Raw genomic sequence first — 16,425 nt, 5'->3', positions numbered from 1 at the left:
GGGGCGTCTACAACGTTAGCCCCACCCAAGAGCCGCATTAGCGGTTCGCAGGGTGGGGTTGGCCTCCTCCCCCCCGAAATGCCCGGCGTAGCCCGGCGACTTAACACCAACCGCGCCATTCCTCGACTACACTCCTTATACCCTGTACCGGCGTGTTGAATATCACAACCAAATAACCGTAGAAGGCTTTGATGACAACGGCCATATTGTCGATACAGTCATAAAACAGGATTGACACATACGAGTCATTGACAGGCACAACCTGTGACCGGCGGGTTAAAAATCATCAACACAATTGTAAACATATCTAATTATTGCTAACTTGCGGCAGATTTATACAATAATATCACTGAAAACGTATGAAAAAGGTAATTTTAGCTATAATTGCGAGCGTTTTCGTTCTCACTGATGTCGGGGCGGTGACGCGCATTCAGTGCCGCATCGACACAGCCCGCAGGGTAGTAGTGATTCCGGCGGTTGAGGGTGGCGCCGACGTGGCCGTCGCGGTCATCGATCGCAGCATAGGCGTGCCCGACACCACAGTCACCATAGCTTCGCAGTTGCTGATGCAGAGCGACCTGCGCGGACACGTAGAGGATGCAGCATGGTATCTGCGCACTCCACGCCGCGAGGCCGGCCCTGCCGCCGACGCCCTGATGCTCACTCAGGGATGGACGCGCTACGATATGCCGGCGGCAATACGCGGCGAAATCAACGACTCACTCCCCTACCCGCTGGAAATCGGTGCACAGCTCGACGGAGTAATCCGCTCGAAATGGCGCGGAAAGCCACTGACAGGTGTCACAGTAAAAGTGCTCGCTCCACGAATGGCTGACGGAGCGGTAGCACTGACCGATTCGCTCGGCCACTTCTGCATCACAGGACTCGAGTGGCCCGACTCGACATTTCTCGTAATCAGCGCCACCAACCGGAAAGGTAAACTTGAAGAAAATATCAATCCCGAATTCGACTTTTTCCCTCGTATCTCAACATTCTCGGAGCCGGAACTTGAAACTTCCGCGAATATATCATCATCCGGCCGGTCAGATAACGAGTCGGAGTGGAATCTGTTTATAAACAGACTGGCGGCATCCCCACAGGGTATGCATAATCTGCTTGAAGAAGTAGTAGTGCACGGCCGACGTCCCCGCAACGCAAGCAATGCCATTGATTATCTCGCCTCCGTATATATCCGTCCGGGAGAAGACCGCAATATACAATCATATGAAATAGCTGTAGCCGGTATCCCCGGAGTAAATATAATAAACGACAAGCTGATGTACCACCAGACTCCTGTAGCCGTGTGGGTCGACGGACGCTATCTTGGTTCGGCCGACGGAGCATCGAGGATACGCAACAGCACATCGCTGTCAGTCTACAGACCAAGCTACAATTCCGTGCAATCCTCCGACTTCGGACTTGGAAATTCCGCCTCCATGGCAGAGGTAAACAGTGCTATATACGGACAAAATCAGGCCTCTTATTCAAGTAGCGGACTACTCCACAATCAGCTGAATATCTCGGAATTGGAGGCAATGTACCCTTTCCTGGAAAACGAATCGGTGGCATACATACCCCCTCATCTGTCGACACTTTTCCGGCGCGAAGGACATACGCGTGGCGGAGTATTGAATATCACAACCAAAAATCCCGGGAAGGTACACCATACACTCTCACCTGAATTCAAATGCGTCACTCCATTAGGATATCAGAGGCCTAAGTCGTTCTATGTGCCGGAGTACATTGCCGACACTGACCCCGACATCCCACGTGGAGCTACTTTGACATGGATTCCTTCTGCATGTCCGGTGGAATCCATAGCAATCCCCATACCTCCTTCAGCCGATATAAACCACCTGGGCATAATCGTAGAAGGCTTTGATGGCAACGGCCATATTGTCGATACAGTCATAAAACAGGATTGACACATACGAATCATTGGCAGGCACAACCTGTGACTGACGGGTTAAAAATCATTAACATAATTGTAAACATATCTAATTATTGCTAACTTGCGGCAGATTTATACAATAATATCACTGAAAACGTATGGAAAAGGCAATTTTAGCTATAATTGCGAGCGTTTTCGTTCTCACTGATGTCGGGGCGGCGACGCGCATCCAGTGCCGCATCGACACGGCCCGCAAGGTAGTGGTGATTCCGGCGGTAGAGGATGGCGCCGACGTGGCCGTCGCGGTCATCGATCGCAGCATAGGTGTGCCCGACACCACAGTCACCATAGCTTCGCAGCTGCTGATGCAGAGCGACCTGCACGGGCACGTAGAGGATGCCGCATGGTATCTGCGCGCACCGCGCCGTGAGGCCGACCCCGCAGCCGACGCCCTGATGCTGACTCAGGGATGGACACGCTACGACATGCCGGCGGCAATTCGCGGCGAAATCAACGACTCACTCCCCTACCCGCTGGAAATCGGAGCGCAGCTCGACGGAGTAATCCGCTCGAAATGGCGCGGAAAGCCACTCGCCGGGGTCACCGCCAACGTCCTTGCTCCGCGCATGGCCGACGGCGCTTCCGCCACAACCGACTCACTTGGCCGCTTCTCGATAAAAGGGCTCGAATGGCCCGACTCCACTGCACTCGTAATCAGCGCCATGAACGTAAAGGGCAAACTCGAAGAGAACATCCACCCCGAATTCGATTCCTTTCCTGCCATCACGTCACTCCCCGAGGATGAATCATTTATCTCCATCATCCCAACTCCGGCATCCGAAGATGATGACTGGGAGGGCTACGTGGCGCGCCTCAACTCCTCGCCCCAGGGCATGCAGATATCCCTGAAGGAGGTAGTCGTGCGCGGCACGAGGCGGCGGCAAGAAAGCAACCCGATCGACATACTTGCCTCCGCCTGTATCCATCCCGATGACAATCCCGATATCCGCAGCTACGAGCAGGCGATGGCCAATGTCCCCGGTGTAAACGTGGTCAACGACCAATTGTATTTCCAACAGGTGCCGATGGCTGTATGGGTTGACGGACGTTATATCGGCTCATCGCCGGCGGAGTTGAAGCGTCTGCGATACAAGAACCTATCGGTATATCCCGAACAGCATTCAAAGATAATGCAGCTGTCAGGGAAACCCAATCAAAATGCACAACCTCTCGGTTCAGAACCTTCTCCCTACTCAATTCCCTCCGAATCCACTATTGGCGTCTCCCTTCCCGGCGCTGCGAGTACTATTTCTGATGTTCCCAACTCTATAGACACCGGCTTATTCAGCGACAAACTGAAACTTTCCGATCTTGAAAACATCTACCCGTTCATCGACAACGAGACGGTGTCATTCATCCCGCCGCATCTGTCGATGTTGTTTTACCGTAGCGCCCTCAACAACATCTCCATCCTTGACGAGAGGAACGGAGGCGTACTGAACATCACCACCAAGAATCCCGGTAAAATAAAGGCTAAGCTCTCGCCCGAATTCCGTGCGGTGATGCCACTCGGCTATCAGAAGCGGAAACAATATTACATGCCGGCATATACTCCTGAGGGTACCATCGAAGAGCAGAACGGCGCTACTGTCGCATGGATTCCCGTGGCCGATCTGTCAGGCGAGCTTGTTCTGCCGATTCCATCGGGAAAGGGAGCCTCCGACATCGCAGTGACAATCGAAGGCATTTCGCCCGAAGGAAAGACTGTAGATTACAGAAAATAACATGTAGCCCAATCTCCGGAAAAAACAAAACCATCCACCCAATAACTACACTTCGTATGAAAAAGATAATAACCTCGATAATGACTACAATCGTGGCGGCGGGAGCCTCCATTACAATGCATGCCGCCCTACACCCCGACAGCATCTCGGCAAGAATGGAGCGCCAGTTGCTCGAATATCCGCAGGAGGCGATACACATCACCACCGACCAGGGTGTGTATCTGGCCGGCGACACCATATGGATGCGCCCGTTTGTGGTCGATGCCGCCACTCACCGCCAGGCCGATGCAAGCCGCTACGTATATGTAGAGTTTTCCACTCCGACAGGCGAACTGGTAAAGCGCGTTAAACTGCTCAAACACGAAGGCCGGTTTACCGGCTATATCCCCCTGCCGATAGAACTGCCCGAGGGGACATACACCCTGAGCGCCTACACCACATTCATGCGCAATATCGGACAGGAGTACTTCTTCCGAAAGGGAGTAAAAGTGCTCAGCCCCTACGCTCTGAGAGAGGGTTTCGACATCAAGAGCCTGGTCAACAACCGCATGACCGTAGAGCGCAAAAGCACCGTCAACCCCATGAAGATAAAAGCCGGCGAAGAGGAACGCATCATCAAGAAAAGTGAGCCTACAGTCGAATTCCAGCTCTCGAAAAATGAGCGCAAGGCGGGCACCATACTTGTAAGCAACGGCAACTACGCCCGCTATATCAAGCTACCCTCAGCCGACACGACAATCTCTGTCACACTCCATCCCGAGGGCGGATACCTCATCCCCGGCATACCATGCAAGGTAGGTGTGAAAGCCATCGGCACCGACGGCCTCGGGCGCGACATCGCCGGCGAGGTAGTCGACAGCCACGGCAAATCGATATGCGGGTTCAACACACTTCATGCCGGAATGGGGACATTTACCATCACTCCCGAAACAGGCGAAAAATACACCCTGAAAGTCGGCACCGACAGCTACGCGCTGCCCGAGGCCGACAGCCGTGCGGCTGTAATCCATGTGGCCGGTAGCGAAAACACCCACTCCGCAATCACGGCAAGCGCCGTGGGCAATGTGCCTGCCGGGGCTATGCTCGTGGTGCATACACGCGGCATTCTCAAAGGCGTATCGCCTATCGCCGCCGGCACCCCGGTGCGAATACCGCGCGAACGCCTCGGCGAAGGTATAAGCCAGTTGCTGCTGATTGACGCCGACGGCAACCCTCTGAGCGAGCGCCTCGTATGGACCGCTCCCGAGGAATAGACAAAATATGATTGAGTACCCCCGCGGCCCGTGTTTTCCGACAGTTGGAAAACACGGGCCGCGTGTCATATCGGCATACCCCGACCGCCACGGAGAGTGCGTTTAAAAGTTGTTAAATACAGTAGAGGAATGCTAACCAATTGAGGCAATGAAAGGTTATAGTATCAATACGCCACAGGCTATCCGGGACTTTACCGCGACCATGCTACCCGCAATGCCTGAGCGTAAACCTTACTTTGAGCTTGTTTAATAACTTCTCTACCACATGTATCTGTTATTTCGCAAACCTGCCGGATATCTGCGCCACACCCTCCTTGCCGCATTCCTTGCACTCTATGCCGCGGCGGCCTATGCCGGAGGAAACAATACCGGAGAGGCGGCGCTTACCGACTCCGTGCCGTCACACTGGACCTACGACGAGCACTTCAACCAGTCGATACCTACCGACGACAACTGGTGGCATCAGCTCGGCGACCCTCTGCTCGATTCGCTGATAGCCCGCGGCATCGAAAACAACCCCAACGTGGTAATCGCCGGTAAGCGCATAGTCATGGCCAAGGAGGCTCTCAACGCCGCACGGGCCGGATATTATCCGTCGCTCGGACTACAGGGCGGCTGGACGAAAGCACGCTCGTCGGGCGCTCTGGGCAACGTGTCCATGCCTGCCACCACAACCGACTACTTCTCGCTCGGACTCAACATGAGCTGGGAAATCGATGTGTTCGGCAAAATCTCGGCCAAGGCATCGCAACAGAAAGCGCTCTACAACGCCACCCGTGCCGAATATGCGGCCACTATGGTGACACTCTGTGCCAACATAGCCAAAGCCTACGTGAATCTGCGTGTCTGGCAGGCCGAGTGGCAGGTGGCCGTGGAGCATATCGCATCGCAGGAGAAGATAGTCAAGATAACCGAAGCACGCCATGAAGCCGGGCTCGCATCGATGCTCGATGTGACACAGGCCCGAATCGTGTACTATTCCACACAGGCGTCAATGCCCACTCTGCGCTCCTCGATACGCACCACCATCAACTCCATAGCCCTGCTGCTCGGAGTATATCCGCGCGACATCAACGACCTGCTTGAGCCTACGAGTCCCCTACCCGACCACCGCCAGATTGTGCCGGTAGGCGTACCCGCCGAACTGCTGCGCCGGCGTCCCGACATCGTGGAGGCGGAGTATGAGCTGGCATCGTATGCCGCAGCACTCGGCATAGCCAAACGCGACTTCCTGCCGACACTCTCGCTCAATGGGTCGATAGGCACAGGCGCTCACAGCGCCGGCGACCTCTTCTCGCGCAACAGCCTCACCTACTCGATAGAGCCCACCCTTACATGGACAATTTTCGACGGCATGTCGAGACGCGCGAATATGGCGAGCGCACGCCAACAGATGGAAATCGGCATCGAGAGCTACAATAACACCGTAATGACGGCAGTGGAGGAAGTCGACAACGCCATCACCACATATGCCGGCACTCTGCGCAACCTTGACATACTCGATGACGTGGTGACGCAGAGCCGCAAATCGCTCGACCTGTCGCTCGACCTGTACAAGCGCGGTCTGTCGCCGTTCAACAACGTTGTGACGGCACAGATGAACCTTCTCGAATATCAGAACTCGGTAGTGACAGCAAGTGGAAACGCCCTCACTGCCCTCATCACACTCTATGAGGCCCTCGGAGGCGGATGGGATGCCGCCGACATGTAAAACGCCTAAATTCCTAAACGATTATGAAAAAGATATACCATATGACAGCCCTGCTTACATGCACGGCACTGACCATACTCCCCTCATGCCACAATGATAAAAGCTCCGACCACTCCGACGGGGTACTCGCCGTAGATGTCGCACGTCCAGTCACCGACTCGGTGATGCTATACCGCACCTATCCCGGAACCGCCGGCGCCAGAGCCTCGGCCGATATCGTGGCACGCGTAAACGGCACGCTGCTGACCCGCGACTACACAAGTGGCTCACTTGTCGACAAAGGGACAGTGCTCTTCACAATCGAGCCCACCCAGTACAACGACGCCGTGATGCAGAGCCGCGCATCGCTTGAAACCGCCCGAAGCGAATACACCTACGCCTCCAACCAGGCTGCGGCTATGAAAAAAGCCCTCGAAAGCGACGCCGTCAGCAAACTCGACGTAATCCAGGCCGAAAGCAATATGGAACAGTCGGCGGCAGCAATAAAGGAGGCGGAGGCACAGCTCAATCTGGCACTCACCAACCTTGGCTACTGCACGATACGAGCACCTTTCAAAGGGCACATCACCTCGTCGACCGTCGACCCCGGCGCCTACATATCCGGAGGCGGATCGCCATTCACTCTCGCCACGATATACGATGACGCCGAGGTAGTGGTGACATTCTCAATCTCCGAACCGCAGTACCAGCAGATGCTCGGAATAAGAGGCACCCCGCAGGAAGAGATATTCCGAAAAGTGCCCCTGTCGTTTGACAATGAACTCGCACACAAATACACAGGCGACCTCTACTACACCTCGCCGATTATTGACAAAAGTACCGGTACAATCACCCTGAAATGTATCGTCGACAACCCCTACGGCGAACTTCGAGACGGAATGTATGTGACAGTCCACATGCCATTCGGCGCCTCGTCCCATGCCCTGCTGGTCAAAGACAGTTCGATAGGCACCGACCAGCTCGGCAAATACCTGTATGTGGTCAACGACAGCAACCGCATAGTCTACACCCCCATAGAGACAGGCGACATATACCGCGACTCACTGCGCATAGTCACCAAAGGAATTGGCCCCGAGAGCCGTTATGTCACCTCAGCCATGCTCAAGGTACGCGACGGCATGGAGGTAAAACCGGTCGAGGCAAGATAGCATATCCGACACTCTCATGCCCTAAAACAATAAGAGCTTGTTTAATAATAAATGTTGCCGCCAGGGTCGTATAGCTTGAGTCGATTTTCGACATGTGACGAAGGAGTGTACTTTATGTACATGACTGAGGGTCATGGCGAAAAGCGGCCAAGATATACGAGACAAAAGGTAGCTTTATAACCATTCAATCTCTTGCCTGCTTTAAAGCAAATGTAAAAATATATTAACAATATGGAACAAATTACCTCCAGTCGGTCATTCGCCGGCATATTTCCGCCTGTTCTTCGGTCGTTATGGAACCCCATAACTCCCTCATCACAAGCGAAAATCTGCTCGCCGACTGACCGCCCTGACGGTAACATTTATTATTAAACAAGCTCTAAGCCCATGTTCTCAAAATTCTTTATAGACAGGCCTATATTCGCCACAGTGCTCGCCATACTCATGGTGATAGCGGGACTGCTGACAATAAACTCACTGCCCGTCGCGCAGTTTCCCGACATCACTCCACCGACCGTAAGCGTATCGGCCTCATATCCCGGAGCCGATGCTGAAACTGTGGCCCGTACCGTAGGCGTCCCCATCGAACAGCAAATCAACGGAGTGGAGGATATGCTCTATATGAGTTCCAACTCAGGAAGCGACGGAAGCTATGGCCTTACCATCACATTCAAGCAGGGCACCGACATCGACCAGGCTGCAATCAACGTGCAGAACCGACTGAACCAGGCTACACCACAACTGCCGGAGGCTGTGACGCAACAGGGGGTCACTGTCAACAAGGAATCGACCAACATCGTGCTGTTCTGCTCGCTCGAGGGTGACAGCACCGGGCGCTACAATGCCCTATATCTCACCAACTACGCCAACATCAATCTCGTCAACGCTCTGTCGCGCGTAGAAGGTGTAGGCGGAGTCGAGGCATTCGGCGGAGGCAGCTACAGTATGCGCGTATGGCTCGACCCGGAGAAGATGCGATTCTACAACCTGACACCCCAGGATGTCACCGCCGCCATACAGTCGCAGAACATGGAAGTGTCGGCCGGCTCGGTAGGCGCATCTCCTGCACCGACCGACGAGGCGTTCCAGTTCACACTCGTCAGCAAAGGCAACCTCAACACTGCCCAGGAATTCTCCGATATCATCATACGCAGCGGTGCCGACGGGCTGCTACGGCTCAAGGATGTGGCACGCACCGACCTCGGCAGTATCAGCTACTCGGCCACTACATTTGTGTCGGGGCATGAGGCCGCACTGCTCGGCATCAAGCAGTTGCCGGGTGCCAATGCACTGTCGGTAAGCAAGAACTCGCGCGCCGAGCTCGAACGCCTTGCCCAATACTTCCCCCCGGGTGTGAAATACAATATCGTACTCGACTCGTCAGACTTCGTAACAGCCTCAATCGACGATGTGCTTGTCACCTTCGTAGAGACCACCCTCATCGTCATGATTGTAATCCTGCTATTCCTACAGAACTGGCGTGCGGTAGTCATCCCCATGATTACCATTCCGGTGAGCCTCATCGCCACATTCGCCGTAATGAAAATAATGGGCTTTACCATCAACACCCTCACGCTCTTCGGCCTGGTACTGGCAATCGCCATTGTAGTCGACGACGCCATTGTGGTGGTGGAAGACTGCTCGCGCCTTGTCGATGCAGGAAAACTCTCGCGGCGCCAGGCTGCAGAAAAAGCCATGGAGGAACTTACAGGCCCTGTAATCGGCGAAGTGCTCGTGCTCCTGTCGGTATTTATCCCCACTGCCTTTGTGAGCGGCATCACCGGCGAACTCTACAAGCAGTTTGCCCTCACGATAGCCGTATCCACGGCATTCTCAGGATTCAACGCCCTCACGCTCACCCCGGCTCTGTGCGCCCTGTTTCTTACCCCGCGCAAGAAGACAAAATTCTTCATCTACCGGTGGTTCGATAAAGGGTATCAGGCGACCGAGAATCTCTACAAGCGCTGTATCCATACATTGCTGAAAAGACCGTGGCTGTCGACATGCGGCTTTATCGCGATAGCCGTATTCGGATTCATTCTGTTTCTCAACCATCCCACAAGCTATGTGCCCCAGGAGGACCAGGGCTATTTCATGAGCTCCATCCAGCTCCCTCAGGGCGCATCGCTTGAGCGCACACAGAAAGTTGTCAACCGACTTTCCGACATGATACGCAAAGAGATACCCGAGGTCGAGAATGTGATGAGCATAAGCGGATTCTCATTCATGGGCGGAGGTGCGGCAAGCAATATGGGCTCACTGTTCGTAACCCTTACCCCCTGGAAAGAGCGCACCGGCAAAGGACAGGGGGTCGACGCAATCATGGAAAAGGTCGACGCCATAGCCGCACGCATGCAGGAACCGATAGTCTTCTCCGTCAACCCTCCATCAATACCCGGACTCGGCATGTCGGCCGGCCTCGAAATGCAGCTGCTCGACATCAACAACCATGGAGCGGCAGAACTCGCCAAGGCTGTCGCCTCACTGCAGGAGGCGGCCAAGGAAGAGCCTGCAATCGAGCGCGTCACATCGCTGTACCAGGGTGTCGTGCCACAATACCGTCTGAATATCGACCGCGACCGCGTGCAGATGCAGGGTCTCACTATGAGCGATGTGTTCAGTTCGCTTAGCGGATACACGGGCGGAAGCTATGTCAACGACTTCACCGAGTTCGGCAGAGTGTTTCAAGTGACAATGATGGGCGACGAAGAGGCCCGCGGCAATATCAGCGACATAATGAAACTGAGTGTGCGCAACTCGTCGGGCGCTATGGTGCCCTTCGCATCGTTCACCACCATCGAACAGACCATGGGCGAACCCTCCGCTTCCCGCTACAACATGTATGGCACAGCGTCGGTGACCGCCACCCTCGCCAAGGGATACAGTTCGCAGGAAGGGATAAAGGCAATGGAACGCCTCGTAAAGAACACACTCGGCAACAACTACAGCTATGCCTGGACCGGCGAGGCATACCAGGAGACACAGTCGGGCACCACAGTGACTGCCGTGTTTATCTTCGCCATCATACTCACCCTGCTGGTGCTTGCGGCCCAGTATGAGAGCTGGACCGACCCGCTTGCCGTGGTGCTGGCGATGCCTGTAGCAGTGCTGGGCTGTGTGTTAGGATGCATCATCATGGATCAGAGCATAAGCATCTACACCCAGATCGGTCTGATACTCGTGCTTGGTCTGTCGGCCAAGAACGCTATTCTGATTGTTGAGTATGCTACCTATTTCCGGCGCGGCGGAGTGCTGATACCCGGCGCGGCCGAGGATGCGGGAGTGATACGTTTCCGTCCGATTATGATGACGGCAATAGCATTCATCCTCGGTGTGATACCTATGATGACCGCCCACGGCGCCGGCGCTGCAAGCCGCGTATCGCTCGGCACGGCGGTAGTGTTCGGCATGCTCATCAACGCCGTGTTCGGCACTCTGTTCGTGCCCGGCTTCTGGGCTGCCCTGCAGGGATTTCAGGAGAAATATCTCGACAAATTGTTTAAGGATGTCGACACCGTGCCCCCCGCCCCGATGGGCGATGACTCGACCCTCGGGGGAGGCGCCTCCGGAGTATGACCTATCGCCACTGATAATATTTCACCCATGCAACCTCCATCTCTACCGGCAGCTGGCGTGCATTGATTTTGCCTACCCAGCTGCCGCCGAGCTGCATATCGATGCGCAGATCCCACTCCTGGTAGAATGGATACTGTCCGTCGACAGCCATGCGCGGGTAGGTCAGCTTATCGACACCGTCGATATGAAAAACGACCTTGTCCTCTGTAATATCCACGCCGTAGACATGAAATTCGGTGACATCGGCAACCGGCGACTGGCGTGAATACAGCGGGTTGTCTCTGTTATTGTCAACATCTATGTAGCCTGAGTGAAGTGTCTGATGTACCGACTTGTCCATATTGAGATGCTCCATTATGTCGATTTCGCCATCGTAAGGCCACCCCTTGTCGGATTGGAAAGGCATCATCCAGATCGCCGGCCACGCACCCTGTGCCTGTGTCATACGGGCACATACCTCGATACGGCCGGGGCCGAACGCTTTCTTTCCGGCGGTGTAGAGGCCTCCGCACAGATAGTCGCGAGGGTCAGCATCCTTGTCGTCATTCACAATTCCATAGAACACAATCGAACTTCCGCGCTTCTCATAGCAACGGTCGTCGGTGCTCTGATATTTTTTCCAGTCGGGGGTACCCTCTGTGATGCGGCTCCATACACTTTCGTCGACAGTCTCGCCGTCAAATTCGTCCTGCCATACCAGCTCCCAACCCGGCTCCTTATTATTGTCGGAGATTACATTTTCATCGTCGCTACCGCCACAGGCGAGCAACATGAGAGACAACAATGGCATTGACATCATTATTTTCTTTTTCATGGTATAAATAAAGTTTTAAGTTATTAAATTTCGCGCTAATATAGTGATAAATCCTGAAATACACTCAATATTACACGGATTCCTATGAAACAGGTATTGAGTTTGCCTGCTATGCCGGGGAGTCAGCGGGTATGGAAATAGCGAGGCGCCGTGAATTTATGGCGCGGAGAGGCTTTGGTGCGTGGCGTACGGGCTGTATCGAGCACAAATTGAAAACCGCAGGAAATCATAAGGTCATGTCCCCACCGCGGCGAAGACACTATCTCTTTCTCGGCAACCGCTCCGGGCATATGCATCTCATTATTACCGGAATAATGATGGCCGCCCGGTGCGAAGTAACTGAGCCAAATATGAGGATAATGGAACGGCAGACGGTATCCGGCTTCCAACACGACATTGACGCCTCTGGCCAGCCGATATCCTGCGGTCAGCCCGACAGAGACATAATTCGACCTGATATGACGGCATATCTCAAATTTCGGATAAACATAATGGTCATCCATCCGATAGTATATTCCCATTATATCCTCATCCGCTCCCATGCTAAATATCCCGTATCCGGCTCTGGCCTGCAATACCCATTTCCTGTACTGCACCTGATATGAAATACCGATTTCCCCTGACACATTAAACAGCGGTGTGCTCATAAGGCATCCATCCGAAGAAGGTGTCACAAGTGGAAGCCCTATGATATCGGCCCAGTAACGGCGAGGCTTGTAGGAGGAATATGAAGTGGAAAGATATACTCCCCAATGATGCAACGGATAGTATGCGATTCGGATTGTGAACCAGTTGACGGCATTAGGGCGCGGACCGGACCAGTCATGGCGGCTGCCATGCGATCCGAGGGCTATGGCCGGACCCGTCAAAATGTCGAACATAAACGGCCTGCGAAACGGACGCATCCTGTACTCCTTGTTATGGCGTGCCAACATCGACTCCGGCCCTATGGCATCTATCTCGGGGAACGATACGGCAGGGCATGTCGATATAAGCGCGACACTGTCGGGCTTCACCCCGGCAACCGACAAATCGAGAGCCGGTCGGTCAGCAGCCATAGCCGATAAAATGCCTGAAATCCACAGGCACAACATAGCAATCCGTTTTTCCATGCGCTTAGTCCTTTAAAAATCGCAAGTTAGCAATACTACTCCACAAATCAAAATTCCACTACATCGAGAACATGAAAAACATTAAACCGTAAAATTATCATAGCCGTGGTGACATAAATGAAATTCCCGCCTACAGGATTCTCAGTTTGAAAATCCTGTAGGCGGGAATATTATTATATCTATAGGAAAAGATTATTGTCAGCAGAGGAAACCCGAGCGCAGGGCCGCATCGGTAAGCCATATCCACAACGGGCAGAATCCGATGAAGAGAATTACCGAGAGGGTAAGTGAGGATGTGCCTGTAGCGACATATGTGTTGTATTCATCGGCAATGATTATACCGGAGAAGGCAGGGGGCAGAGCGGCTGCTACAACCAGCATCTTGAGGTTGAGCGGATCCATATGGAAGAGCAGGCCGAGGATAAGAATCACGGCAGGCATCATTATCATCTTGAATATCGAGCCGAGCACTGCCTGCCAGTTGACAGTAAACTTGATTGCAGCCAGAGTGATGCCGGCGGAGAATACAGCCATCGAGGCATTGGCCTTAGCGATAAGGTCGAACGAGGGACTCAGATAGGCCGGCCATGGAATGCCGACCACAACCCACACCACAGCCAGTATCGGTGCCCAGGCCACAGGCTGCTCAAGAGCGTGTATCACAGGTTTCCACGCACTTTCATGCTTGGTCGAGCCTGGATTCTGCTTTTCGAGGGAAGCATTCATCAGCGACAGCCCTACAGGTATGCCAATGGCATTGACCACTATGCCTACGATTGCCACCACGAGCGCTACCGAGGGCGATGTGCCGAAGATAGGCTCCAGCACGGCGAATCCGAGGAATCCTATTGTAGGAGAGCCGCTGATAAGGGCACTGACGGCTGCATCGGCGCCGGTGTTTTTCTTGAACATGCGGAACACGAAGTAAACCGTCATGAAGCAGGCCATGATGCCTACTGTAGAAATCAGAGTGAGCTTGATATCCTTAACAAGGTCCTCGCGGGTTGCCTGCACAATAGATACAAACAGAGCGGCAGGAAGGGCATAGTCAAGCACTACCTTGTTGAATTTCTTGGCATCGTCGCCGGTGAATACACCCTTCTTTCCGGAAAGATATCCGGCGAGCATCACCACTATGATAGGGACGATGGCATATAGAATGACATGAGAAAGATTCATAATTCGCTATTGTTAGGCATTCTGGTAATATGGTTGCAGAGAGGACGGGGCGCCGACAGCCCGGTGCGCCATGGGATTTATGGCGCACTGCGGGCTGAGGTCACACGGTATAGTCTATTAGCGGTATCGGATTGAGATAACCGATGTGGCCGCTCTCCTTGCCGGCATCGGCGGCGAGCTGCACATCAATCAGACACGGACGCTTTGAGGCGATTGCAGCCTCGAGGGCGGCACGCAGGTCGGCGATATTGTCGACCCTGTAATTGTCGGCACCAAAGGCCTTACCGATAAGATTGTACTGTGCGTCGATATCAAGGGTGGTAGGCGCAGGCGCATCGGCACCCGAAGGGTTGACACCTATGCCGTTGTATATGCCTCCGTTGTTGAACACGAGTACAGTTACAGGGAGTTTATAACGACATATTGTGGCGAAATCCATGCCGGAAAATCCGAATGCGGAATCGCCTTCGACAGCAACCACACTCTTGCCGGTAGCCACGGCGGCTCCAACCGCAGAACCCATGCCCATGCCCATAATCGACCATGAGGCACAGTCGATACGATGGCGCGGGAGCGACATGTCGACAGAGTCGCGTGTGTCGTCAAGAGTATTCGCTCCTTCGTTGACCAGTATCACATCGGGATTGGCCTCAAGCACCGGCTTGACAACCGACAGCGCGCTCCAGTGGTTCATAGGCGAGAGCCTGGCGGCATCGGCCAGACGGGCGGCAAACTTGGCATTCTTGGTCTTTGTGTCGGCCTGCAGCGAAGCGAGCCATGCCGGGTCGGCCGACATAGAGCGCCCCTTCATCTCGTCGAGCAACATGTCGAGCGCGAGCCCCATGTCTCCGACTACAGGAGCGGCGACAGGCACATTGCGGTCAATCTCGGAAGGCTCTACCTCAAGCTGAATGAACTTCACATCGGGATTCCACTTGCCGCGGCCGAACGAAAGCATCCAGTTGATACGCGCTCCGACAACGACCACTACATCTGCCTTCTCCATAATCGTTGAGCGGCAACTCAGTGCGCTGAGTTCTCCGGCATCGGGCATCAGTCCCTTTGCCATGGACATGGCCAGATATGGAATACGGTATGTGTCGACAAGAGTCTTTATCTTGTTGTCGACCTGCGCATATGCGGCGCCTTTGCCGAGAAGCAGTGCGGGCCGCTTGGCTGAGGCCAGAATATCGGCGGCACGCGCCACAGCCTCCTTATTGGGAGCCACCGGCGAAGCCACATCTACCGGGCTATAGAACAGTTTCTCCACATCGGCGGCATCCATTATCTCGGCAAGAGCCGGGGTAGTCATATCGATATACACGCCTCCCGGGCGGCCGCTTACAGCTACACGGTAGGCACGTGCCACCGCCCTTGGAATATCCTTGGCATGAGAGCACCGGAAAGCGGCCTTGACAAGCGGGCGCGCGGTATTCAACTGGTCGAGCTGCTCGTATGTGCCCATGTCCATGTCGACCATATCGGGGTCGGATGCACCCGATATCTGTATCATAGGATAGCAGTTGACGGTGGCGTTGGCAGTCGCGGTAAGACCGTTGAGCATGCCGAGCGACGACACGGTGAGGAGCACTCCGGGCTGCTTTGTCAGGTAGCCGTGGGTAGCGGCAGCCATGCCGGCCTGCTGCTCGAAACGGAATCCATAGTAATTTATGCCCACTTTCTGCATCGCATAGGCGGCTTCTGTGACCGGAATGCCGACAAGTCCGTAGACATGCATCAGCCCCAGTCGTCGCAGAGTCTCGGCAAGAATATACATGCCTGTCACCTGCTGAGGAAAATGTGGCGCCGCGGCGGAAGCCGGCGCAGCAGATTTTATTGTATTAACATCAGCCATTGTGTTCAGTATTTTCAAGAGCTGTCCGGCAGAGTAGATTGCCAAACAGCCAATTAGACAAAGAGGTGGCGCCGACAGGGAGTAGTGTCCATGTGCGGGCAA

10 protein-coding genes are annotated in these 16,425 nt (G+C 54.3%); 6 read left to right on the top strand and 4 right to left on the bottom strand.

Features of this window, described 5'->3' with window-relative positions:
* Positions 1-359: 359 nt before the first annotated feature.
* From ADH68_RS06710 to ADH68_RS06690, 6 genes are all read left to right on the top strand, one after another.
* Positions 360-1,925 carry a TonB-dependent receptor gene (locus ADH68_RS06710; RefSeq protein WP_068961471.1) on the top strand — a complete coding sequence of 522 codons (1,566 nt, stop codon included), beginning with the start codon at positions 360-362 and terminating at the stop codon, positions 1,923-1,925.
* A 124-nt stretch (positions 1,926-2,049) separates the two neighbouring features.
* A complete protein-coding gene (locus tag ADH68_RS13920) occupies positions 2,050-3,675 on the top strand; it encodes a hypothetical protein (RefSeq protein WP_068961472.1) in 1,626 nt (541 codons plus the stop codon).
* A 56-nt stretch (positions 3,676-3,731) separates the two neighbouring features.
* On the top strand, positions 3,732-4,928 hold the full coding sequence (locus tag ADH68_RS06705; protein ID WP_068961473.1) for an MG2 domain-containing protein: 1,197 nt from the start codon (positions 3,732-3,734) through the stop codon (positions 4,926-4,928).
* A gap of 265 nt (positions 4,929-5,193) precedes the next feature.
* Positions 5,194-6,639, top strand: coding sequence for an efflux transporter outer membrane subunit (locus tag ADH68_RS06700; RefSeq protein WP_068961474.1), 1,446 nt, complete (start codon positions 5,194-5,196; stop codon positions 6,637-6,639).
* Positions 6,640-6,662: 23 nt separating this feature from the next.
* The gene (locus tag ADH68_RS06695) at positions 6,663-7,787 is read left to right on the top strand and encodes an efflux RND transporter periplasmic adaptor subunit (protein ID WP_068961475.1); all 1,125 of its coding nucleotides are present in this window, start codon (positions 6,663-6,665) and stop codon (positions 7,785-7,787) included.
* A gap of 387 nt (positions 7,788-8,174) precedes the next feature.
* Positions 8,175-11,363, top strand: a complete 3,189-nt coding sequence (locus ADH68_RS06690; RefSeq protein ID WP_068961476.1) for an efflux RND transporter permease subunit — start codon at positions 8,175-8,177, stop codon at positions 11,361-11,363.
* Position 11,364: 1 nt separating this feature from the next.
* On the opposite strand, the gene ADH68_RS06685 is transcribed toward ADH68_RS06690, so the two are convergent.
* From ADH68_RS06685 to oxc, 4 genes are all read right to left on the bottom strand, one after another.
* Complete coding sequence (locus tag ADH68_RS06685) at positions 11,365-12,177, bottom strand: glycoside hydrolase family 16 protein (RefSeq protein ID WP_068961477.1); 813 nt, start codon at positions 12,175-12,177, stop codon at positions 11,365-11,367.
* Positions 12,178-12,299: 122 nt separating this feature from the next.
* A complete protein-coding gene (locus tag ADH68_RS06680) occupies positions 12,300-13,289 on the bottom strand; it encodes a hypothetical protein (RefSeq protein ID WP_128712233.1) in 990 nt (329 codons plus the stop codon).
* A gap of 198 nt (positions 13,290-13,487) precedes the next feature.
* Entirely contained in the window at positions 13,488-14,468 is a 981-nt protein-coding gene (locus ADH68_RS06675; protein ID WP_068961479.1) for an AEC family transporter, read from the bottom strand.
* 100 nt (positions 14,469-14,568) lie between these two features.
* Positions 14,569-16,323: an oxalyl-CoA decarboxylase gene (oxc, locus tag ADH68_RS06670; protein ID WP_084274237.1), complete on the bottom strand. Its 1,755-nt coding sequence runs from the start codon at positions 16,321-16,323 to the stop codon at positions 14,569-14,571.
* Between the last annotated feature and the right edge of the window lie 102 nt (positions 16,324-16,425).

This window comes from Muribaculum intestinale (assembly GCF_002201515.1).
Taxonomy (GTDB): Bacteria; Bacteroidota; Bacteroidia; order Bacteroidales; family Muribaculaceae; genus Muribaculum; species Muribaculum intestinale.
The sequence above is the reverse complement of the archived record's forward strand: the minus strand, read 5'-3'. Positions and strand labels throughout refer to the sequence as shown.